Genomic DNA, 20,860 nt, shown 5'->3' on the forward strand with positions numbered 1-20,860 from the left:
GAGGGTGGGTGGTAAACCCCTCTGGGGCCCTCCTTTTTTTAGAGACCCCCCCCCCCCCCCCCCCCCCTTTCCCCCCCCCCCCCCCCCCCCCCCTCCCCCCCCCCTCGCCGGCTGCTTTTGTCAGGGCTGCCGCTCGCGCTCGGCGGGCTGCTTGCGGGAGCGCAGGGGGACCTCGCGGACCAGGAGCGCGGCCAGCAGCGAGAGGCCCGCGGCGAACGAGGCCAGCAGGAAGGCCCCTTGGACGCCCTGGGCGACGGCGCCGCGGTACACGGCGCGTACGCCGGCCGACAGGCGGCCCATCCCCTCGGCGTCCAGGCGGGTGTCGGAGAGCGCGGCGCCGTGGGTCCGCCCGCTCATCACCTCGCGTACCCGGTGGTTGAACAGGGTGCCCATGGCGGCGACGCCGACCGACTGGCCCAGGGTGCGAAAGAGCGTCATCGCGGCGGAGGCGACGCCCACTTCCCGGGTGGGGACGCTGTTCTGCGCGACGGTCATCACGTTCTGCCCCAGCAAGCCCATGCCGGTGCCCAGCAGGGCCATGAAGAGCGCGGCGGCCAGGCGTGAGGTGCCGGTGCCCACGTGCGAGAGCAGCAGGGTGCCGGTGAGCATGGCGGCCGAGCCGCCGATCTGGAGGGCCTTGTAGCGGCCGGTGCGGGCGACGGTGCGGCCCGAGAGCTGGGAGGCCAGCACCAGGGCGCCGAGCATCGGCAGCAGCAGCAGGCCGGAGCCGGTCGCCGAGACGCCGTGCACGGCCTGCTGGTAGAGCGGGAGGTAGAGGACCGCGCCGAACATCACGAAGCCGTTGGTGAAGCTCAGGACGGCCATCAGGGAGAAGTTGGGGCTGCGGAAGAGGTGCGGGGGCAGGACCGGCTCGGTGGCCCGTGCCTGGGCGGCGACGAAGCCGGCCAGGGCCGCGGCGGACAGGACGGCCAGGGACACGATCGTCCCCGAGCCCCAGGCGTGCCGGACCCCGCCCCAGGTGACCACCAGCACGAACGACACGATGCACAGGACCAGCAGCACCGCGCCCAGGTAGTCGATGTGTGCCTTCTTGTGCCGGTCCGCCACCCGCACCAGGCGGGCGATCAGGACCAGGGCGAGGGCACCGACGGGCAGGTTGACCAGGAACGCCCAGCGCCAGCCGACGGAGTCGGTGATGCCGCCGCCGATCAGCGGTCCGGTGATCATGGAGAACACCATGACGCTGGTGATCATGCCCTGGTAGCGGCCGCGTTCGCGCGGCGGGATCAGCTCGCCGACGACCGCCATGACGCCGACCGCGAGCCCTCCCCCGCCCAGGCCCTGGACGGTGCGGGCGGCGATCAACTCGCCCATGTCCCGGGTCAGTCCGCACAGCAGGGACCCGGTCAGAAAGACCGACATCGCCACGGCGAGCCACCGCTTGCGCCCGTACATGTCGCCGAGCTTGCCCCAGATGGGGATCGAGGCCGCGGCGGCCAGGGTGTAGGAGGTGACCGCCCAGGACAGGTAGGTGACGCCGCCGAGTTCGCCGGCGATCGTCGGCATCGAGGTCGCCACGATGGTGGTGCCCAGCGAGGAGGGCAGCATCGCGAGCAGCAGGGGTATCAGCGCGAGGCGTACGCTGCGCTGTCGGGGGCCGCGCCGGGTCCCCTCGGTTTCGCCCGGCGGCGCGTCCACGGGCTCCTCCTTCTGGCCGTCCCGCCTCATCTGATGCGCATCGTGGCCATCATGCCCCGCACGCCGTGCTCGAACATGTGGCAGTGGTAGAGGTAGTTGCCGCGGTAGGTGTCGAACACGGCCTGGAGCGTGACGGTTTCGCCGGGGGCCAGGAACACGGTGTCCTTCAGGCCGCTCTCCGCCGCCTGCGGGGGCCGTCCGCCGCGCTCCAGGACGCGGAACTGCACCAGGTGCAGGTGGAAGTTGTGCTCGGCGCGCGCGTTGGCGTTGGTGACCGTCCAGATCTCGCTGGAGTTGAACCGGATGTCGGCGTCCACCCGGTGGGGGTCGTACACCTTCTCGTCGATGTAGGCGCCGGGGTGTTCGCCGCCCTCGTCCATGCGCAGCACCACCTCGCGCCGCACGTCGGGGCGGGGCAGCGGGGGCAGGGTGCGCAGCCGGGCGGGTATCTCGCTGGGGTCGTGGGCGGTGCGCACCACGTCGAAGCGCAGCACCTCGCCGATCTCGCCTGCGGGTCCGGTGCCGGTGGTGTTGCGCAGTACCACGCTGCTGCCGAGCGGGTAGCGGGAGAAGTCGACGATGACGTCGGCGCGTTCGCCGGCGCTCATCGTGATGCGGTCGGTGGTGTGGGGGGCGGTGAGCAGGCCGCCGTCGGAGCCGATCTGCACCAGCGGGCCGTCGTCTGCCAGGCGCAGTTCGAAGCGACGCTGGTTGGAGGCGTTCAGCAGGCGCAGCCGGTACTTGCGGGCGGCGACGCGGAGGTAGGGGTAGGGCACGCCGTTGGCGAGGAGGGTGTTGCGGTCGCGGTCGCCCATCGCGTAGGCGAGCTGGCCCTGGGCGTCGAAGCGGGCGTCGCGCAGGGCGATGACGATCTCGTAGCGGCCCGCGGGCAGCGGCAGGGCGCGTTCGGTGGCGTCGGTGAGCAGGTAGGAGCCGGACAGGCCGCGGTAGACGTTCTCCGCCTCGAGGTGGTGGGCGTGGTCGTGGAACCACAGCGGGGCGTGCGGCTGGCGGTTGGGGTAGTGGTAGACGCGGTCCGTGCCGGGCTCGATGAGGTCCATCGGGTCGCCGTCGCTGTCGGGGCGGACCGCGGCGCCGTGCAGGTGGACGGCGGTGGGCACGGTGAGGCGGTTGCGCTGGCGGATGATGACGGGACGGTGGGTGCGGGCCCTGATGACGGGTCCGGGGAAGTGTCCGTCGTAGGTGAGGACGTCGCTCTGGATGCCGGGCAGGATCTGTGCCCGGGCGGGTTTCATCGTCATCACGTACACGTCGGAGCGGCCGGTGCGGGCCAGGGGTCTCTTCTCGGGCAGCAGCGGCATCGGGCGCCGGAACTTCTCCGGGACCCGGGGGTCTGCCGGGGTGCTGCCGGCCGGGGGCCGGGTGCGCAGGTGTGCGGCGAGCAGCGGGGTGAGTCCCGCGCCGGTCAGGGCCACTCCGGTGGTGGCGAGCGTGGCGCTGAGGGCACCGCGTCGTGTGATCATGGTTTCTCCGGGGCTCGGGGGCGGCTCGTGCGTCGGGTGCGGCGGCCGGCCGCTCAGCCGGTGCCCAGCTTGAATCCCACGCCGCGTACGGTGACGACCCACGCGCTGGCGCCGAGTTTCCCGCGCAGGCTGCTGACGTGGGTGTCGATGGTGCGGCGTGACCAGGAGTCGCCCCACACCTGCTGCAGGAGCTGCTTGCGCGGGATGACCGTGTCGGGCCGGCAGGCCAGCAGGTACAGCAGGTCGAACTCCTTGCGGGTCAGGGCCACCGGGTGCTCGTCCACGGTGACCTGGCGGGAGTCGACGTCGATGCGCAGCCGGCCGTGGTCCAGTTCCCTGGCGGCGGCGGGCTGCCAGCGGGTGCGGCGCGTCACCGCCTCGATGCGGGCGATGAGTTCCCGCAGCCCGTAGGGCTTGGTGACGTAGTCGTCGGCGCCGGCGTGCAGGCCGAGCACGCAGTCGAGTTCGGAGCGGCGGGCGGTGACGATGATGATGGGGACCCGGCTGACCTCGCGGATGGCGCGGCACACCTCCAGGCCGTCGAGGTCGGGCAGGTCGAGGTCCAGCAGGACCATCTCGGCGTCCTCGTAGGCCTGCAGGGCGGCGCTGCCGTGCCGGACGCCGACCGGGTCGTGGCCGTGGCGGCGCAGTTGGGCGGTCAGTGAGCCGGCCAGCGCGGCGTCGCCGTCCACCACCAGGATGCGCTGGCCGGTGGGTGTGCGGGCGGGTGCCGAGGGTCCCGGTTCGGTGGGTCCCTCGGCGTCGGGCACGGGGGCGAAGGGCTCCAGCAGTGCCGGTGACGGAATGTGGCTCATGCCTCCCCCGTGGAGTGTGCGGTGCCCGGGCGGGCCGACGGCCGGGTTCGGCGGGCGGCCCGGTGTGCGCGTGGTCGGGTGCCGTTGCGGCGGGGCTCACGGCTGGGTGCGGGGTCCTTCCAGGGGCCGGCCGGGGTCCAGGACCCATGCCGATTCGTGCCGGGTGAAGCCCAGGCGCGGGTAGTAGCCGGCGGCCGCCGGGGCCGACAGGAGCACCACCTTGGCCTCGGGGGCCTCGCGCCGGGTGGCCTCCATGAGGGCGGTGCCCACTCCCGAGCGCTGGTGGCGGCGGATGACGGCGATGTCGCTGAGGTAGGTGACGTAGGAGAAGTCGGAGATGCTGCGGGCGATGCCGATGAGGGTGCCGTCGGTGTCCCGGGCGATGACGACGAGGTTGGCCTGGCGCACCATCGCGGCCATCCGTGCGCGGTCCTGGACGGGCCGGCGCTCGCCCAGGCCCGACTGGTGGTAGACCGCGAGGACGTCGTCCAGGGCGAGGTCCGTGCCGTTGACGCGTTCAGTCTTCCAGCTCATCGAGCTTCTCCAATCGCCGGCGTACGACGTCGTGGTGGACGAGGAAGCGTTCGGGCCGCAGCTCTTCGCGCAGGGTGACGCCTTCGGCGGCCAGGGTGTCCGCGAAGGGGGTGCCGGTGGCCGCCGTCCGGTTCGCGGCGGCCTGTGCCGAGCGGTAGGCCCGCTCGCGCTCGGTGCCGTCGCCCAGGAGGTCCACCAGGACCGCCGAGCTGTGGATGAGGCCGTGGGTGCGGTCCAGGGCGGCCCGCATCCGGTCGGGGTGGATGCGCAGGCAGGCCACCAGTTCCTCGGCCCGGGTGGCCTGGAAGTGGGCGACGCTGAGGCTGTCGGGCAGGATGACGCGCTCCACCGACTGGTGGGCCAGGTCGCGTTCGTGCCACAGGGCGACGTCCTCCAGCGCGGTGGTGGCGTAGCCGCGCAGCAGGCGGGCCAGGCCGCAGAGCCGTTCGCTGGTGGTGGGGTTGCGTTTGTGGGGCATGGCGCTGGAGCCCTGGTAGGCGCTGGCGCGCTGTTCCTCGACCTCGGCGACCTCGGTGCGCTGCAACAGGCGCAGTTCCAGGGCGATCTGCTCGACGCAGGCGCCCAGGGCGGCGACGGCCTGCACCAGTTGGGCGTGCCGGTCGCGGGCGACGACCTGGCTGGGTGCCTCTTCGATGCCCAGGCCCAGTGACTGGCACACGTACTGTTCCACGAAGGGGTCGATGAGCGCGTAGGTGCCCACCGAGCCGGAGATCGTGCCGACCGCGACGGCTTCGCGGGCCGCGGCCAGCCGGTGCAGGGAGCGGTCGACGGCGAAGGCGTAGCCGGCGAGTTTGTGGCCGAAGGTGGTCGGTTCCGCGTGCACGCCGTGGGTGCGGCCCACCATGAGGGTGTCCCAGTGCTCCAGCGCCCTGGTCACCAGGGTGCGGCGCAGGCGGCGGGCGGCCGTGTCCAGCAGGTCGCAGGCCTTGGCCAGGGTGTGGCCCAGGGCGGTGTCGACCAGGTCGTAGCTGGTCATGCCCAGGTGGACCCAGCGGGCCGAGGACTCGGGGATGTCCTCGCAGTAGGCGGCGAGGAAGGAGAGGACCTCGTGGTCGCGTTCCTTCTCGATCTCGGCGACGCGGTGCGCGAGCGGCACCGGGGCTCGGCGCATGTCCTGGACGGCGTCCTCGGGTACGCGTCCCAGGCGGACCTGTGCCTCGGTGGCGAGGATCTCGACGCGGACCCAGGTGGCATAGCGGGACTGGTCGGAGAAGAGATCCGCCATCTCGGGCAAGGTGTATCGGGGAATCATGCAACGACCTCTGTTCTCCGGTTGTCAGTACGCCTCGAAGTACTCGCGCTGTTCCCATGCGGTGACCTGGCCGTCGTCGGTGCCGGTCGTGGCGCGCCAGGTCTGGTAGCGGTGCAGTTCGCTCTCCTTGAGCTTGGTCAGGCAGGCGGTGAGGGGCCGGCCCAGGAGTTGTGCGGCGCGTCCGGCGCCGAAGGCGGCCAGGGCGTCCTCCAGGGACTGGGGCACGGTTTCGACGGCGGTGCCGGGGCGTTGGCCCGTCTCGGGTCCGGCGGTTCCCTCCAGGCCTTCCAGGCCGGCGAACAGCTGGGCGGCGATGGCGAGGTAGGGGTTGGCGCACGGTTCGGCGCTGCGGTTCTCGATGTGTGCGCCGGTGCCGGCGCCGACCAGGCGGAGCATGACGCTGCGGTCCTCCACGCTCCAGTCCAGGCGGGTGGGGGCCAGCGCGTGCCGGGAGTTGAGTCTGCGGTAGCCGTTGACGGTGGGCACCGACAGCAGGAACAGCTCGCGGCTCCAGGCCAGCAGGCCCTCGGCGTAGGCCTTGGCGTGGGCCGAGGGGCCGCCGGCGGGTCCTTCGGCGGCGAAGAGGTTGCGTCCGGTGGCCCTGTCGTACACGGACTGGTGCAGGTGCCAGCCGCTGGGGTCGAAGGCGTCCAGGCGCGGCTGGGACATGAAGGAGGCGTGGTGGCCGCGCCGGGCGCACCAGCGTTTGGTGGTGGTGCGGAAGAGCAGCATCGCGTCGGCGGTGTCCAGGGCGGACATCGGGCTGAAGGTGGATTCGACCTGGCCGGGGCCCGATTCGTGTTCCATCGAGCGCAGGGGCAGGCCCAGTGCGCGCAGGTGCTGGGCCAGGGGGTCGGTGATGTGGGCCACGGAGTCGTAGCGGGCGTCGAGGTTGAACTGGTAGCCGGCGTTCAGGGGTGCCACGTGTGGGGCGCTGCCCTGCAGTCCGAAGCCGTTGCCCTGGTTGCCGGGTGCGTCGTCGAGCAGCCGGGTGAGGTACCACTCGACCTCCAGGCCCACCACGGGGTCGTAGCCGTGTGCGGTGTAGGCGGCGTCCAGGCGGCGCAGCACGGCGCGTGAGGAGAGCGGGTGCGGGGTGCCGTCGCGCAGGTGTTCGTCGCCGATGACCCAGGCGGTGCGCGGTTCGGTGCCGGGCAGCAGCTGGAAGGTCAGCGGGTCGGGCACCAGGAGGAAGTTGCCCGCGCCGGCGAGTTCTGCCACGCCCAGGCCGGGTTCGCCCAGGAAGTCGACGGCGATGGCGTGGCCGGTGTCGAAGAGGAAGGGGCCGGGGCTGAAGTTCATGCCGTTGCGCAGGACCGAGCGGAAGGTGTCGGGGGTCAGTGTCTTGGAGCGGGCCAGGCCGTGCGGGTCGGAAAAGACCAGGCGGACGAAGTCGATCTGGTCGAGGTCGGCCTCGATCTGCTCGGCGGCGGCGAACTGTTCCTGGCTCCACAGCCCGTGGTCGGCGACGAAGGAGGGCGTGCCGACGGCGTCCTGGGCGGACACGGAGCGCCATGACCGGGTGTACATGGGTTCAGGGGGTCCTTTCGGTGGCGGGGACGAGGGCGTGCTGCGCGCGGGGCGGGGGCAGCGCTCCGAGCTCCGCCTCCAGGCGCTGGGCGACGGTGAGGACCAGGGCGTCGGCGCCGACGGGCCCCACGAGCTGGATCCCGGCCGGCAGTCCGGAGCCGGTCAGGCCGGCCGGCAGGGTCACCGCGGGCTGGCCGGTCATGTTGAAGGGGTAGGAGGCCGGTGACCAGGCCAGCCAGAGCAGGTCGCGGGGGTCGGCCGCCCAGGGCGGGGCGATGGCGCCGATGTCGAACGGTTCGATGGGGACGGTGGCCATGGCCAGCAGGCCGTAGCGGCGCATCACCGAGCGCAGTGTGGTGCGCAGTTGCTGGCGGACTCCTTCGGCGTGGAGCAGGGCGGTGCCGCTCAGGGAGCGTCCGTGGCGGACGATTTCGAGGCGGCCCGGGTCGCACCGCTCGTCGTCCTGTGGTGGTGTGCCGGCCGCCTCGGCCGCGGCCAGGATGTCGACGAGGGCCGGGTAGAGGTCCTGGCAGCGCACCTCGATGCGCTCGACGCGGTGTCCCTGGCCGCGCAGGGCGGCCATCGCCTCTTCGGTGACCTTGCGGATCTCGTCGGTGGTGCCTTCGTACTCGATCCATCCGATGGGCCGCGAGCGGGTGTTGTGGGGGCGGTCGATGGAGCCGAGTCCGGAGTCGGGGTCGGCGGGGTGGGGTCCGGCGATGACGTCGGCCAGGGCGGCCGCGTCGGCGACGGTGCGGGCCAGGGTTCCCTGGTGGGCCAGCCGGTCGAGGCCGCTGGGCACGTAGGGGACGCGTCCGTAGGAGGGTTTGTAGCCGGCCACGCCGCAGAACGCCGCGGGGATCCGGATGGATCCTGCCCCGTCGGTGGCCAGGGCGCCCTCGCCGAGGCCGGCGGCCACGGCGGCGGCGGCTCCGCCGCTGGAGCCGCCCGCGGTGCGGTGGGGTGCGTAGGGGTTGGCGGTGGGCGGGGCGAGGGGGCCAAGGGTGGAGGCGCTCCAGCCGTACTCGGACGTCGTGGTCTTGCCGATGATGACGGCGCCGGCCGCCCGCAGCCGGGCGACGGCCGGGGCGTCCTGGCGGGCGCGCCGGTTCTCCAGCAGGGAGCCGCGGGTGGTGGGCAGGTCGCGGGTCTGCAGCAGGTCCTTGACCGAGACGGTGACGCCCAGCAGCGGGGCGCCGCGCCAGGCGTCGTCGCCGCGTTCGCGGATACGCCGGTCGGCCTGTTCGGCCGCCTGGAGGGCCTCGTCGCCGGCGGCGGTGACGAACGCGCCCAGTGTGTCCTTGGTGCGTACCGCGTTCAGGACGTCCTGGACGTGTGCGGTGACGGTGGTCTGCCCGCGGCGCAGTCGTCGGGTGAGTTCGCCGATGCCCGGGGCGGTCATCGTGGGGCGCCCGGGGGGCCGGGGCGGGCCGCGTCGTTGCCGGTGATGGTGCGCCAGTGCCATGCGGCGTCGAACGCGGTGACCTGTGCCGGCGCCCCGGCGGCGGCCAGTTCGGCGGCCAGGGTGGTGGCGCGGGCCACGAAGCGGGAGGCCCGGTGGGCGGCGAGCAGGTCCGCTTCGTCGAAGGGGGTGCCCGCGCAGCGCAGCAGGCGCAGGTCGACGAAGCCGTTGAAGGTGCGTCCGGCGACCTCGACGGGCTGGGGGGAACGGATGGAGAACCGCACCTGGTTGGTGACGTGCCCGTGGTGGTGCTGGTCGGAGAAGAACGCGATGTCGGGGATGGTGGGCGGTACGAAGTGGTCGCGGGCCACCACGGCGGGGTGCCGGGGCAGGTTGCCGGGCACGAAGTGCCAGGAGTTGTACTGCATGCGCGAGGACATCGCCCAGGCGGCGTCGGCCGTCGCCTGGGCCGAGCCGCCGAAGTGGGCGTGCGCCTGGGGGCGGGGCACCACGCAGCAGAAGTAGCGGGTGATGTCCCAGCCGCAGATCTCCGCCCAGCTCTCCGTGCGCAGGGCGCTGATCAGGGCGGGCAGGGAGCGCATGCCGCGGCTCATGGCGAAGTCGGCGGAGAAGACCTCGGCGACGGCCGCGACGCTCTGGTGGACGAGCGCTTCGAGACCGCTGCCGTAGGGGCCGTGCGGGTCGGCGAGCCATTGCGGGTCCACAGCGGCGCTGTGGCCCAGTTCGTCCAGGGTGGTGCCGCTCAGCGGGAGGCGTTCGGCCAGGCGCCGGCTGATCTGTTCGTCGCGCCGGCGGACGGCGTCGGTGTCGGTGTCGGCGGCGATGCGTTCCACCTTGTGCATCAGGGTGCCGTGGATCTCGCGGTAGAGCGGCGCCTGCCGCAGCACCTGCCGGCGGCGGGCGCCCAGGGCCTCGGCGAGGGTCTTGAGGTCCTCCACGCGGTGCGAGGCGGCGGGGGCGACCGGCCGGCCGGGGACGCTGTTGTAGGAGCGGCGGATGCGTTCGAGCATGGCCGCGACGTGGTCGATGCTGACCTGGGTGCCGTTGGCCTCCTCGATGCGGCCGAAGCCGGCCGAGCGGATGAGCAGGGTCAGGCTCACCACCAGCTGGACGTCGTGGTCCGACCACAGTTCCAGGGGCAGTTGCTGCAGGCTGCTCAGGACGCAGTCGGGGTGGCCCGGCCACAGGGTCTTGCCGGTGAGGCTGTTCTGCTCCCGGAAGTTGGTGTACTGGCGGTGCTCCTGGTAGAGGACGAAGGGCGCGGTGCGCAGGGCTGCTTCCTTGGCCTGTTCCAGGAGTTCGTCGCGGCCCTTGTCGCCCTGGCGCTCCAGGAAGGCGCGGCAGTCGGCCAGGGTGCGGGCGGTGCGGGCGGCGGCGCGGCCCATTTCGGCGTGGTAGGCGCGGGCGGCCTGCAGCGACCAGGGCACGCGCAGCACCCCGCCGGCCAGTTTCCCCCGGTCCAGGGGGCCTTGGGCGGGGCCGCGCAGGGCGATGCGGCCGGTGGCGGCCAGCGCCAGTTCGCCGATGAACACGGGCTCCTCGTCGGCCGCTTCGATGAGGTCGGGGGCCGGGCCGGGGTCTGTGGCGCGGGGGTCCGTGGCGTCGGTGTCCGTGGCGTCGGTGGTGTCCTGGCGCCAGGTCAGGTCCCACAGCGCGCGGAACGCGGCCTCCTCGGTGGTGCTCAGCGCCCGCAGTTGCACCTCGGGGGGTACGTGTCCGTCGAGGCTGAGCAGGATGTTCACGCAGGCGCGCAGGTCGCTGGCGGAGCGGGCCCGCTCCCAGACCCGGTCCAGGAGTGCGGGGAAGCCGGCGCCGTGCTCCCGCGCGCGGTCGGGTCCCACCGCGGTGCCCGCGGGGGTGCCCAGCCGGCTGGGGCGGCGGCTGATGCGTTTCCTGGCGTTGGCGGCGCGGCGGCTCTCGCGTTCGGCCGGGCCGCTCATGAGGGGTCCGCGGACAGGTCGATGTGGCTCCACAGGCCCGCGTCGGTGGGGTCCCAGTCCTCGTCGACGTAGATGCAGTCGACGGGGCACTCCAGGACGCAGGCGGGGCAGCCCGAGCACAGTTCGGGAATGATGATGACATCGAGACCGCGGTCGAATATGGCGCCGAACTCCTCGGGGCAGCTGCGCAGACAGCTGTCGCAGGTGATGCACTCCGAGGCTTCTATGCGGCGCGGTGGTTTCTTCCAGCTCTCGCCGCGAGTTCGCGCGGCGATCCGCTCGGAACGGGCGGATTTGGCCGCCGGCAATGCGTTCTCGCTCACGGAACACTCACCCTTCGGGTCGGTTCGAGACGCCCACATCGTTACGACGGGGTCTCGACCTCTCCATGAGCTTCGGTGGTGGCTTGCTCGACTGCTTTGTTCAACCGGAGAATTGCCCGGTTGAACAGTGATGATCGCCCCGATTGTGTCGCGCCGGGAAATAGCCTGGGCCCCCGACCACGAACAGGAGCAGCCACGATGCCCGCGACACCGGCGCCGAAACTGATGACGTTCCTGACCTTCAGGAGGGAGGCCGAGGAAGCGCTGCAGTTTTACACCTCGCTCTTCGACAACTCCGAGGTGCACCGGATGATCCGGGCACGTGCCGGGGAGCCGGGGTGGGAGGAAGGGACGCTGCAGCACGCTCTCTTTACACTCGACGGGCAGATGTTCATGTGTACGAACATGCCTCCGCCGGGGGCCGTTGGATACGATCTTGCCCCGTGGGATTCGTATGAGTTCTCCCCCGCGACCGCGATATACGTGCAGTGCGAATCGGAAAGCGAATTCGATCTTTTCTACGCGGCTCTTTCCGAGAAGGGTGAGGTCATCATGCCGGCCGGCGGGTATGAATTCAGTGCCCGGTTCGCGTGGTTGACCGACCGGTTCGGGGTGTCGTGGCGCATCAATCTCGTACCGTCCCGGGGCGCGCGCGGGCGGTGAGCGGCCGGACGCGGCTGAGGCCGGCCCACCGATCACGGTGGCCGGCCTCAGCCGTGTCCGGGTCCGGTCAGCCCCAGGCGCCGGCCACCGCCTTGGTGGTCACGTTCAGGCGGTTGAAGAAGTTGGTCAGGGCGACCATGAGGGTCAGGGCCGCCAGGCCCTTCTCGTCGTAGTGGGCGGCGGCCCGCTCCCAGACGTCGTCCGGCACCGGGTCGCTGCGGTCCGAGAGCCGGGTGGCGGCCTCGGCCAGCTCCAGCGCGGCGCGCTCGGCGTCGGTGAAGTAGGTCGTCTCCCGCCAGGCGGCGACGGCGAACAGGCGCTCCTCGGTCTCGCCGGCCTTGCGGGCGCCGCGGGCCCCGGAGTCCACACAGGGGCTGCAGCCGTTGATCTGGCTCGCGCGCAGGTGGACCAGGTCCAGGGTCGTCTTCGGGACGCCACCGGAGTAGATCGCCTTGTACATGTCCTGCACAGGCTGGGTGGCGTCAAGGATCATCGCCGGGTTCTGCAGGCGCGCTTCCATGATTCTTCCTCTCTTGGATCACCATCTGACGCCGCTGTCGGGCAGCGTCACTTCTATGACGAACGGGGTCGGGTATGTGTGACAGCTGCAGGTCACAGGGGCTGCAGGGGTCTGGCGGGCGTTGTGGTGGAGGGGGCGCCGCGTCGCGGGGGATTGGACGCGGCGCCCCTTTTCCCTCCCGCGCGTCGGTCAGGTGCCGACGTCGACGCGGGCGGTCTGTGACGAGGGGCGCTCGCCGGGCTGCGGCGCCTCGTCCTCGGGGTGGCCCGGGCGCCAGATGCGCGGGCCGATGCTGAGGGAGAGGGCGGGGATGAGCAGGCTGCGCACCAGGAAGGTGTCCAGCAGGATGCCGATCGCGATGAGCAGGCCCTGCTGCAGCGAGGAGACGGTCGGGATGGCGGCCAGGACGCAGAAGGTGGCCGCCAGCACGACGCCCGCGCTGGTGATGACTCCGCCGGTGACGGTGAGGCCGGTCAGGGTGCCCTCGCGGTGGCCGCGCAGCTTGACCTCTTCGCGGACCCGGGCCATCAGGAAGATGGTGTAGTCCACGCCGAGGGCGACCAGGAACAGGAAGCCGATGAGCAGCAGTCCCCGGTCGATGCGCGGGTGGTCGATGGCGTGGAAGAGCAGTGAGGCGGCGCCGACGGCGGAGGCGTAGGAGATGACCACCGACGCCAGCAGGACGAGCGGGGCGACCACCGCGCGCAGCACCAGGACCAGCATGAGGAAGACGACCGCGAGGATCAGCGGGATCAGCAGCATCTCCTCGTCCTTCTGGGCGTCGGAGGTGTCGAGGACGATCGCGGTCTGGCCGCCCACGACGGCCTCGGCGCTCTCGCCTTGCGTCTTGTCCAGTGCGGTGCGCATCCGCTCGACGGTGTCCTTGGCCGCCGCGCTGTCCGGGGCGTCCTCGAACACGGCGGTCAGGTGGGTCCAGCCGCCCGCGGTGCGCCGGGTGGCCGCGGACTCCACGCCGGGCACGTCCTTGACGGTCCGCAGGGCGGTGTCCGCTCCCGGGGCGGGCACGTAGATGTCGGCGGGTCCCGCGGATCCTGCGGGGAAGTGCTTGGCCAGGAGCTGCTGGCCCTCGACGGAGTCGACGCTCTTGGTGAACTGCTCGGCCTGGGTCTGGCCGGTCTCCACCGAGGTGGTGCCGATGGCCAGGACGGCCAGGACGCCCAGGGAGGCGGCCCAGACCACGCGGGGCCTGCGGCCCACGGCCTGTGCGACGCGGGCCCAGGCGCCGTGCTCCTTCTCCACGCTCGCGTCGTAGCCCGGGGTGTGGCGCGGCACGAAGGGCCAGAACGTCCAGCGGCCCAGGATGACCAGCAGGGCGGGCAGCAGCGAGGTCATCGCCAGGAACACCACCGCGATGCCGATGGCCACGACCGGGCCCAGGCCCTGGGTGGAGTTCATGGAGCCGAAGGCCAGGCAGAGCGTGGCGACGCCCACGGTGGCCGCGGAGGCGGCAAGCGCCGGCAGGGAGCGGCCCACGGCGATCTGCATCGCCTCGTGCCGGTCCTCGTGGCGGTGCAGTTCCTCGCGGTAGCGGGCGATGAGCAGCAGGGCGTAGTCGGTGCCCACGCCCACGCACAGGATCATCAGGATGTACGCGCTGAGCCCGTTGACGAGCAGGCCCGCGTGTTTGGCCAGGAGGTAGACCACGCCGCTGGCGACCTGGCTGGCCAGGAAGACGGTCAGCAGCGGGACCAGCCACAGGACGGGGCTGCGGTAGGTCAGCAGGAGCAGCAGCGCGACGACGGCGAGGGCCGCGCCGAGCAGTGCGCCGTCCATGCCGCTGTAGACGTCGGCGAAGTCCCGCACGCTGCCGGCCTCGCCGGCCACCCGGATGTCCAGGCCCTGGGGTGCGCCCTTCTTGACGATGTCCTCGGAGTCGCCGACGGCGTCGGTGAGCACCTTGTTGTCGCTGGGGCTGGTGCGCAGCGGGTAGCTGAGGAAGGCGGCCTTGCCGTCGCCGGAGATCTCGGCCCTGGCCACGTCGCCGACGGCGACGTCGTCCTGCAGGGCGGTGCGGTCCGCCGCGATCTTGTCCCGGTCGGCGTCGGTGAGTCCGCCGCCGCGGGCGTAGATGATGATGGCGGTGCTGCTGTCCTTGTCGGCGAAGTGTTCCTCGGCCAGCTTGACGGCCTGGGTCGACTGGGCGCTGGAGGGCAGCCACGTCTCGGGGTCGTTGTCCTGTACGTCTCCCAGCTTGGCCGCCAGGGATCCGCCCGCGAAGATCAGCACCAGCCAGATCACGAGCACGGCCCACTTGGAGCGGCGACCGCTGACCATGCGGGCATAGCGGGTCAAGAAACCGGCTGCGGCGCCCGGACTGTCACTGTGGGTGTCTGGTCGACGTCGTAGCGTTGTCATGAATGCTCGCAAAGGGTCAGGGAGCCTGCTCTCGACAGCTCCGGTCCGTATCCGGGAGAGAGTGCGGGGAGGGGCGCGGCGCCCCGGTGAGGCCTGCGGCCGCATCCCGTCACACGCGGGTGGTCCCGTTCGTCACTGCTATGACGCCCGGCAGCGCGAAGATGTGACAGGCGTTTGTCACACACCGACCGGGATCGAAGGGGACGACGGTGGTCATGCAGGAAAACGAACGGTTGGCGCGTGCGTTCGAGGAGAAGCGTCCGCGGCTGCAGGCCGTGGCCCACCGCATGCTCGGGTCGACCGATGAGGCCGAGGACGCCGTGCAGGAGGCCTGGATCAGGCTGCACCGCACCGAGACCGACAGCGTGGAGAACCTCGACGGCTGGCTCACCACCGTGGTGGGCCGGGTCTGCCTGGACATGCTCCGCGCCCGCAACCGCCGCGAGGAGTTCCTGGCCGAACACGCCGAGCCCGCGGGCGAGCCCCGCACCGAGGAGACCTCCGACCCCGAGCAGGCGGCCGTGCTGGCCGACTCCGTGGGCCTGGCGATGCTGGTGGTCCTGGACACCCTCGACCCCGACGAGCGGCTCGCCTTCGTCCTGCACGACACGTTCGCCGTGCCGTTCGCCGACATCGCCGCGATCATCGGGCGCAGCCCGGCGGCCACCCGCCAGCTGGCCTCCCGGGCCCGCCGGCGCGTGCACGGCGCCTCTCCCCTGCCCGACCTGCAGCGCCAGCACAAGCTCGTGGACGCCTTCCTGACCGCCGCCCGCAGCGGCGAGTTCGAGCGGCTGCTGACCCTGCTGGCCCCCGACGCCACCATGCACGCCGACGACACGGCGGTGCGCATCGGGGCCGCGCCGCTCACCGAGGGCGCCCAGGGCGTGGCGAGCATCTTCTCCGGCGGCGCCGAGGCCGCCCGCATCGCGCTCATCGACGGGTCGGTGGGAGCCGTGTGGCAGGCCAAGAAGCGCCCGATCGTGGTCTTCAACTTCACCATCGAGGACGGGAAGATCGCCGCCATCGACCTGGTGGCCGGGCCCGAGCGGCTGAGGGAACTGGACATCGTGGTCCTGGACGGCTGAACGTCCCCGGCGGCCGGGTGCCGTGCGACCGGGCGTCCCGGGCGGCCGGGTGCCGTGCGCGGTCAGCTCCCGGGGCCGCCGTGCGCGGCGGCGCCCGGCAGCAGGCACTCCTCGAAGAACGCCAGGGCCCGCAGGTGATAGGCGCGGGCCGCCCAGCCCAGGCTGATGTTGTGTCCCGCGTCCGGCTGCCGCTCCAGCAGGACGCGGGGCGCGGCGCCGAAGCCGGCCGCCAGGGCGGCCAGTTCGGCCTCCTCGCGGCGCCACCACAGCTCGTGCTCGGCGAAGGTGACCCGTACCGGCACCCGCACCCGGGGGGCGAGCCGGTCGAACTCGCGCGGCCAGGACGCGAGGTCGGCCGCCTCCCGCGCGGGCATCGGCGTGAGCAGGCCCGCACCGGTGCGGAAGGTGCCCGGCGGGTACAGCCGCAGCGGCCCCCAGTGCCGGCGCCGGTCCCCGGGGCGGCCGTGGCGCACGTCGTCCTCGGCGTCCGGGGCGTAGCGCCGCCCGCAGCCCGAGATGTCCAGGCCGAGCAGCCGCTCGCCGCTCCCGGCGTGCGCGGCGGCCGACAGGGCCAGCTTGGCGCCGAAGGAGTGTGCCAGCAGGAAGACGCCCGCTCCCACGGGGTGGCGGCGGGCGAAGTCGGCCAGTGCCGCGCGCAGCAGCGGGGTCTGCTCGGCGATGCCGAGGCCGTCCGGCAGTGCGGCGGCGGAGCGTCCGTAGCCGGGCCGGTCCACCGCGAGGACCGTGTAGCCGAGGCGGGCCCCGAGCCGCAGCAGGGACAGCTCCGGGCGGGCCGGTCCGTCGAAGTAGCCGGCGCTCGTGCCGCCGCCGTGCACCGCCACGACCAGGGCGCGCGGGTCGCCGTCCGCGGGTTCGCCCAGCAGGGCGGACAGGGCCAGTCCCGCCGCGTCCAGGACGATGGCGCGCACGGAGCCCGCGGGCTCCGTGTGCCGCGGGCCGGACCCGGCCGCCCCCGAGGCCGTGGCCGTGCCCACTACGCGGCGCGCTCCCGGCCGAACCAGCGGCCCAGCGCGCCGGCCAGGCCGCGCGGCGAGCCCTGGCCCGTCCACACCACGTGGCCGTCGGGCCGCACCAGGACCGCGTCCAGGCCGGCCAGGACGTCGGTGGCGCCCTCGGCCGGCTTGGCGGCGGCCGTCACCACTTCCACGCGGCCCGCCCAGCCGGCGGCGACGGCGCGCACCTCTGCGTCGTCGGCCAGGTCGAGCAGCACACCGCGTGCCGCGTGCAGGAGGCGTGCGGTGTCGCTCTCGCCGTCGGCGCCGGTCAGCGGGCGCTTGGCCAGGCGGCAGCCGAGCAGCGGGTGGGCGGGGCCCGTGTCCGCACCCTCTGTGCCGGGGTGGGGGGTGTGGACGTCGTAGCGGATGTCGAGGTGGCTGACGATGCCCGCGAGGTGCTGCTTGACCGCGTCGTGCTCGATGAGTTCGGCGAACAGGGCCCGCAGCGGGTCCGACTGCTCGCCGCCCAGGAACACCGTCCCCTGGGCGCGCGTGTTCATCAGCAGCCGCTGTCCGACCGGGTGCCGTTCCGTGTGGTAGGTGTCCAGCAGGCCGGGCGGGGCGGTGCCGCGCACCGTGGCGGCCAGCTTCCAGCCCAGGTTGACCGCGTCCTGCACGCCGGTGCTCAGCCCCTGGCCGCCGGCCGGGAGGTGGATGTGCGCCGCGTCGCCCGCCAGCAGCACCCGGCCGCGCCGGTATTGGCCGACCTGGCGGGTGGCGTCGCTGAAGGAGCTCACCCACCGCGCGCTGCCGGCGCTGATGTCCTCGCCGGTGATGTGCTGCCAGGCGGTGGCGACCTCGGCGAAGGTGACGTCGTCGTCCCGGTCGCGGGCCGGCACGCCGTGCGGGCAGACGATGACGCGGTCCACGCCCGGGGCCAGCGGCGCCGCCATCACCATGCCGTGCGGCAGCCGTTCGCCCAGGAAGCGGGGCTTGAGGCCGCAGCCCACGACGTCGGCCAGGAACATCGTGCGGCTGGCGGGCAGTCCGGGGAAGTCGAAGCCGGCCGCCCTGCGGATGCTGCTCTGCCCGCCGTCGCAGCCCACGAGGTAGGCGGCGCGCAGCTGCCGGGTGCCCTCGGGGGTCGCGACGGTGACCTCGACGTGGTCGCCGTCCAGGAAGCCCTCGGCCAGGCCCAGCACGTCCCAGCCGCGCCGCAGGTCCGCGCCGAGTTCCCGCGCCCACGCCTCCAGGACGGCCTCGGTCTGGTCCTGCGGGATCCCGCGGGCCCCGAAGTGCGCGTCCTCCAGCGCGGTGTAGTCGAACTGCACCCCGCCGAAGTGGCCCACGGGGCTGACCGCGAGGCTCTCGCCCTGCCCGAACCGCGGCAGCAGCCCGCGCTGGTCGAAGACCTCCATGGCCCGGGCGGTGAAGCCAAGACCGCGGGACTGCCCGGTCGGCTCCGCCAGCCGCTCGACGACGGTGACCCGGGCCCCGCCCAGGCGCAGTTCGCCCGCGAGCATCAGCCCCGCCGGCCCGGCGCCGACCACGATGACGTCGGTGTCCAGCGCTGTCCCTGCCATGTTGTCCTGCCTCTCCTCGCGCGGATCGTCCTCTGTTTCGTTCGCCCGCAGGCGCTCGTGCGGCACGCCGGTGGTGGACAGGGCCGGGCCGGATCAGGTCAGTGCGGGGCGCCGAACCAGCGCTCCAGCACGGCCGCCAGTTCCTGGGCGCCGCCCGGATCCGCGCTCGCCCCCGCCCACACCACGTAGCCGTCCGGCCGCACCGCGACGGCACCGACCCCCTCCAGCTCCCCCGCCCCGCCGCCCGGCTCCGGGCGGGCCGCCACCAGGTCGATCCGGTCGGCCCACCGCTCCCCCACCACCGGCACCCGGCCCTCGAGTCCCAGCAGCAGCCCCCGCCCCGACCGGAGCAGTTCGAGGGTGGTGCAGGTGGCGCTGGACACCCGCAGCCGGGCGTGCGGCAGCCGCAGGCCCACCAGCGGATGGGCTCTCCCGCAGGTGGCGTAGCGGATGTCGAGGCCGCTGACCATTGCGGCCAGGCGGGTGCGCGCCTCCTCGTGCGGCACCAGCTCCGCGAGGAGGGCGCGCAGCGGCTCCACCTCGCCACCGCCCAGCAGCAGCATCGCCTGGGCGCGGATGTTGGCGAGCACGGCGCTGCCCACGGCGTGCCGCTCGTCGTGGTAGGTGTCGAGGAGTCCCGGCGGGGCGTGGCCGGCCAGGACGGCGGCGAGTTTCCAGCCGAGGTTGAAGGCGTCCTGCAGCCCGAGGTTGAGGGCCTGGCCGCCGATGGGCATCTGGCGGTGCGCGGCGTCGCCCGCGTACAGCACGCGGCCGTGCCGGTACCGGGTGAGCTGGCGGTTGGCGTCGTCGAAGTGGTTGACCCACAGCGGGGTGCCGGCGCTGATGTCCTCGCCGGTCACCCGCTGCCAGGCGGCGGCCATCTCCTCGAACCCCGGCGGTCGGGTGCGCTGCCGTGCCCGGGCTCCGAACTCGTGGACCATCACCCGGGTCACGCCGTCGGGGCGGCGCGCGGCGATGGCCAGGCCGCCCGGCAGCCGCTGAAAGCGCCGGTCGGGGATGCGCAGGCCCTCGACGTCGGCGCGCAGCAGTTCGCGGGCGGCCTCCTGGCCGGGGAAGTCGGCTCCGGTCAGCAGGCGCACCGTGGAGTCCTGCCCGTCGCAGGCCACCAGGTAGCGGCCGCGCAGCCGCACCGGACGCCCGTCGCGGCCCACCGCCTCCGCCTCGACCGCCTCGCCGTCCTGGGCCAGGTCGAGCAGTTGCAGGCGGTGGCCGCAGCGGATGTCCGCGCCGAGCGAGAGCGCCCACTCCTCCAGCACCGACTCCGTCTTGGTCTGGGGCACCTTGTGCTGGCCGGGGTAGGCGCCGGGCAGCGTGAGGTCCAGGGGCACCCCGCCGAAGTGGCCGCGCGGCTCGGTGGGCGGGCTACCGATGTCGGTGAGCAGGCCGCGGCTGTCGAAGATCTCCATGGTGCGGGCGTGCAGGGTGGAGGCCCGTGATTCCTTGGTGGGGCGGTGGCGCTGCTCGACGACGGCCACCTGGATGCCGTGCAGGCACAGTTCGGCGGTGAGCAGCAGCCCCACGGGCCCGGCGCCGACGACGATGACCTGGGTCTCCATCACCTCGGTGCGGTCAGGGCCGGCTCCGCTTGCGGGCTGTGCGTGCGGCGCGGCCATGTCAGCGCTTCCGCTCCGCGTAGTCCTTGGCATGCCCCAGCGTGGCGCGGCTGTTGGTGCTCAGCGCGCTGTGCACGTAGGCGCGGGCGTCGGCGACGGTGGCCTGGTCGCCGAGGATCTTGGCGATGCCGGCGGTGTTGATCGACACGGTGTGCTGGGAGCTCGCCTCGATGGTGCCCGGGCCGGTGTCGGTGAACGTCCACACCCCGGTGTGCAGGGTCATCAAGGCGGGCAGGGTGACCTGCTTGTAGGCGATTGTGCGGGGGTCGGGGACGACCCGGTAGGACTTGGTGGTGTGCACCGAGCCGTCCTTGGCGCGGGTCTCCATCTCCAGGATCTGCAGCCCCTGGGCGGGTTCCTCGAAGCGGACGGTGGCCACGTGCGGCAGCCGTTCGGGCCAGCGGCCGGCCTCGTTGACGAAGTCGAAGGCGTCCTGCGCGGAGCCGTTGATCTCCACGGTGTCGGTGAAGGAGAAGAGCAGTTGCTCGCTCTCGGCGGCGTGGGCGCGCTGGACGTTCTCCCGCAGGGCCGCGAGCTCGGAGGTGCTGTTGGTGTCCACGGCCCGGTCGATCCACCGCAGGTCCTGCGGGTCGTCGTCGATGGCCCGGTAGTCGTGCAGCAGGCGGACCCGGGAGCGGTCCTGGCCCAGCGGCTCCACGATCCAGGTGCCGCTCATCGCGGCGACCGGCGCGGTGGTGACCTCCTGGCAAAAGACGATGCGCAGGCCTTCGGGGTCCAGGGTGCGGCGCGATGTCCAGTTCTTGGCCTCGCCGTTGGCGGTGGCCCAGATGTGGATGCGTTCCTCGTGCTCGCCCGTCTCCTGGCGTTCGACGTGGATGGTGGGCGGGAAGATCTGCGGCCAGTGGCGCACGTCCGCCAGCAGGCGGTAGATCGTGGCCGCGGGCGCGCCGATGGTGATCTCGTGCTCGACCTGACGCGTCGTCATGAGAGCTGCTCCTTGTCCGGGGCGGTCAGAAGTTGCCGAGTCCGCCGCAGACGTTCAGGGCCTGGGAGGTGAGGGAGGCGGCGGTGTCGGAGGCCAGGTAGCCGACCAGGCCGGCG

The 20,860-nt window shown here is 72.9% G+C and carries 17 protein-coding genes and 1 pseudogene; 2 read left to right on the forward strand and 16 right to left on the reverse strand.

Annotated features, from left to right (window positions below):
• Nucleotides 1-120 precede the first annotated feature (120 nt).
• The 9 genes from ACZ592_RS36335 to ACZ592_RS36375 all read right to left on the reverse strand — a co-directional run bounded on the left by ACZ592_RS36335 (nucleotide 121) and on the right by ACZ592_RS36375 (nucleotide 10,981).
• The gene (locus tag ACZ592_RS36335; protein ID WP_471586002.1) at nucleotides 121-1,659 is read right to left on the reverse strand and encodes an MDR family MFS transporter; all 1,539 of its coding nucleotides are present in this window, start codon (nucleotides 1,657-1,659) and stop codon (nucleotides 121-123) included.
• Nucleotides 1,660-1,685: 26 nt separating this feature from the next.
• Nucleotides 1,686-3,143 (reverse strand): multicopper oxidase family protein, encoded by a 1,458-nt coding sequence (locus ACZ592_RS36340; protein ID WP_471586003.1) that lies wholly within the window; start codon nucleotides 3,141-3,143, stop codon nucleotides 1,686-1,688.
• A gap of 53 nt (nucleotides 3,144-3,196) precedes the next feature.
• Nucleotides 3,197-3,958, reverse strand: coding sequence for a winged helix-turn-helix domain-containing protein (locus ACZ592_RS36345; RefSeq protein WP_471586004.1), 762 nt, complete (start codon nucleotides 3,956-3,958; stop codon nucleotides 3,197-3,199).
• A gap of 96 nt (nucleotides 3,959-4,054) precedes the next feature.
• Nucleotides 4,055-4,492 carry a GNAT family N-acetyltransferase gene (locus tag ACZ592_RS36350; protein WP_471586005.1) on the reverse strand — a complete coding sequence of 146 codons (438 nt, stop codon included), beginning with the start codon at nucleotides 4,490-4,492 and terminating at the stop codon, nucleotides 4,055-4,057.
• Nucleotides 4,476-5,765 carry an adenylosuccinate lyase gene (gene purB, locus ACZ592_RS36355; RefSeq protein WP_471586006.1) on the reverse strand — a complete coding sequence of 430 codons (1,290 nt, stop codon included), beginning with the start codon at nucleotides 5,763-5,765 and terminating at the stop codon, nucleotides 4,476-4,478. Before purB ends, ACZ592_RS36350 begins: the two co-directional genes overlap by 17 nt.
• Nucleotides 5,766-5,789: 24 nt before the next feature.
• Nucleotides 5,790-7,295: a glutamine synthetase family protein gene (locus ACZ592_RS36360; RefSeq protein WP_471586007.1), complete on the reverse strand. Its 1,506-nt coding sequence runs from the start codon at nucleotides 7,293-7,295 to the stop codon at nucleotides 5,790-5,792.
• Between the two features lie 4 nt (nucleotides 7,296-7,299).
• Nucleotides 7,300-8,697, reverse strand: coding sequence for an amidase (locus ACZ592_RS36365; protein ID WP_471586008.1), 1,398 nt, complete (start codon nucleotides 8,695-8,697; stop codon nucleotides 7,300-7,302).
• Nucleotides 8,694-10,658: a hypothetical protein gene (locus ACZ592_RS36370; RefSeq protein WP_471586009.1), complete on the reverse strand. Its 1,965-nt coding sequence runs from the start codon at nucleotides 10,656-10,658 to the stop codon at nucleotides 8,694-8,696. Before ACZ592_RS36370 ends, ACZ592_RS36365 begins: the two co-directional genes overlap by 4 nt.
• Nucleotides 10,655-10,981: an ATP-binding protein gene (locus ACZ592_RS36375; RefSeq protein ID WP_471586010.1), complete on the reverse strand. Its 327-nt coding sequence runs from the start codon at nucleotides 10,979-10,981 to the stop codon at nucleotides 10,655-10,657. The genes ACZ592_RS36370 and ACZ592_RS36375 overlap by 4 nt, the downstream gene beginning before the upstream one ends.
• 198 nt (nucleotides 10,982-11,179) lie before the next feature.
• Between ACZ592_RS36375 and ACZ592_RS36380 the strand changes: the two genes are divergently transcribed.
• The gene (locus ACZ592_RS36380; protein ID WP_471586011.1) at nucleotides 11,180-11,644 is read left to right on the forward strand and encodes a VOC family protein; all 465 of its coding nucleotides are present in this window, start codon (nucleotides 11,180-11,182) and stop codon (nucleotides 11,642-11,644) included.
• Nucleotides 11,645-11,711: 67 nt separating this feature from the next.
• Here ACZ592_RS36380 and ACZ592_RS36385 read toward each other — a convergent pair whose 3' ends face one another.
• On the reverse strand, nucleotides 11,712-12,164 hold the full coding sequence (locus ACZ592_RS36385) for a carboxymuconolactone decarboxylase family protein (protein WP_471586012.1): 453 nt from the start codon (nucleotides 12,162-12,164) through the stop codon (nucleotides 11,712-11,714).
• Between the two features lie 189 nt (nucleotides 12,165-12,353).
• A complete protein-coding gene (locus ACZ592_RS36390) occupies nucleotides 12,354-14,459 on the reverse strand; it encodes an MMPL family transporter (protein ID WP_471586013.1) in 2,106 nt (701 codons plus the stop codon).
• 296 nt (nucleotides 14,460-14,755) lie between these two features.
• On the opposite strand from ACZ592_RS36390, the gene ACZ592_RS36395 reads away from it, so the two are divergent.
• Nucleotides 14,756-15,625: a sigma-70 family RNA polymerase sigma factor gene (locus tag ACZ592_RS36395; RefSeq protein ID WP_471586017.1), complete on the forward strand. Its 870-nt coding sequence runs from the start codon at nucleotides 14,756-14,758 to the stop codon at nucleotides 15,623-15,625.
• Between the two features lie 62 nt (nucleotides 15,626-15,687).
• Here ACZ592_RS36395 and ACZ592_RS36400 read toward each other — a convergent pair whose 3' ends face one another.
• The 5 genes and pseudogenes from ACZ592_RS36400 to ACZ592_RS36420 all read right to left on the reverse strand — a co-directional run.
• On the reverse strand, nucleotides 15,688-16,554 hold the full coding sequence (locus tag ACZ592_RS36400; protein ID WP_471586018.1) for an alpha/beta hydrolase: 867 nt from the start codon (nucleotides 16,552-16,554) through the stop codon (nucleotides 15,688-15,690).
• 65 nt (nucleotides 16,555-16,619) lie between these two features.
• Nucleotides 16,620-18,164 carry an FAD-dependent monooxygenase gene (locus tag ACZ592_RS36405; RefSeq protein ID WP_471586014.1) on the reverse strand — a complete coding sequence of 515 codons (1,545 nt, stop codon included), beginning with the start codon at nucleotides 18,162-18,164 and terminating at the stop codon, nucleotides 16,620-16,622.
• Between the two features lie 98 nt (nucleotides 18,165-18,262).
• Nucleotides 18,263-19,798: an FAD-dependent monooxygenase gene (locus ACZ592_RS36410; protein WP_471586015.1), complete on the reverse strand. Its 1,536-nt coding sequence runs from the start codon at nucleotides 19,796-19,798 to the stop codon at nucleotides 18,263-18,265.
• A gap of 1 nt (nucleotide 19,799) precedes the next feature.
• A complete protein-coding gene (locus tag ACZ592_RS36415; protein ID WP_471586016.1) occupies nucleotides 19,800-20,744 on the reverse strand; it encodes an aromatase/cyclase in 945 nt (314 codons plus the stop codon).
• A 25-nt stretch (nucleotides 20,745-20,769) separates the two neighbouring features.
• Nucleotides 20,770-20,860: pseudogene (locus ACZ592_RS36420) on the reverse strand (ketoacyl reductase); the annotation flags it as partial.

This window comes from Streptomyces sp. NPDC040622 (assembly GCF_055593965.1).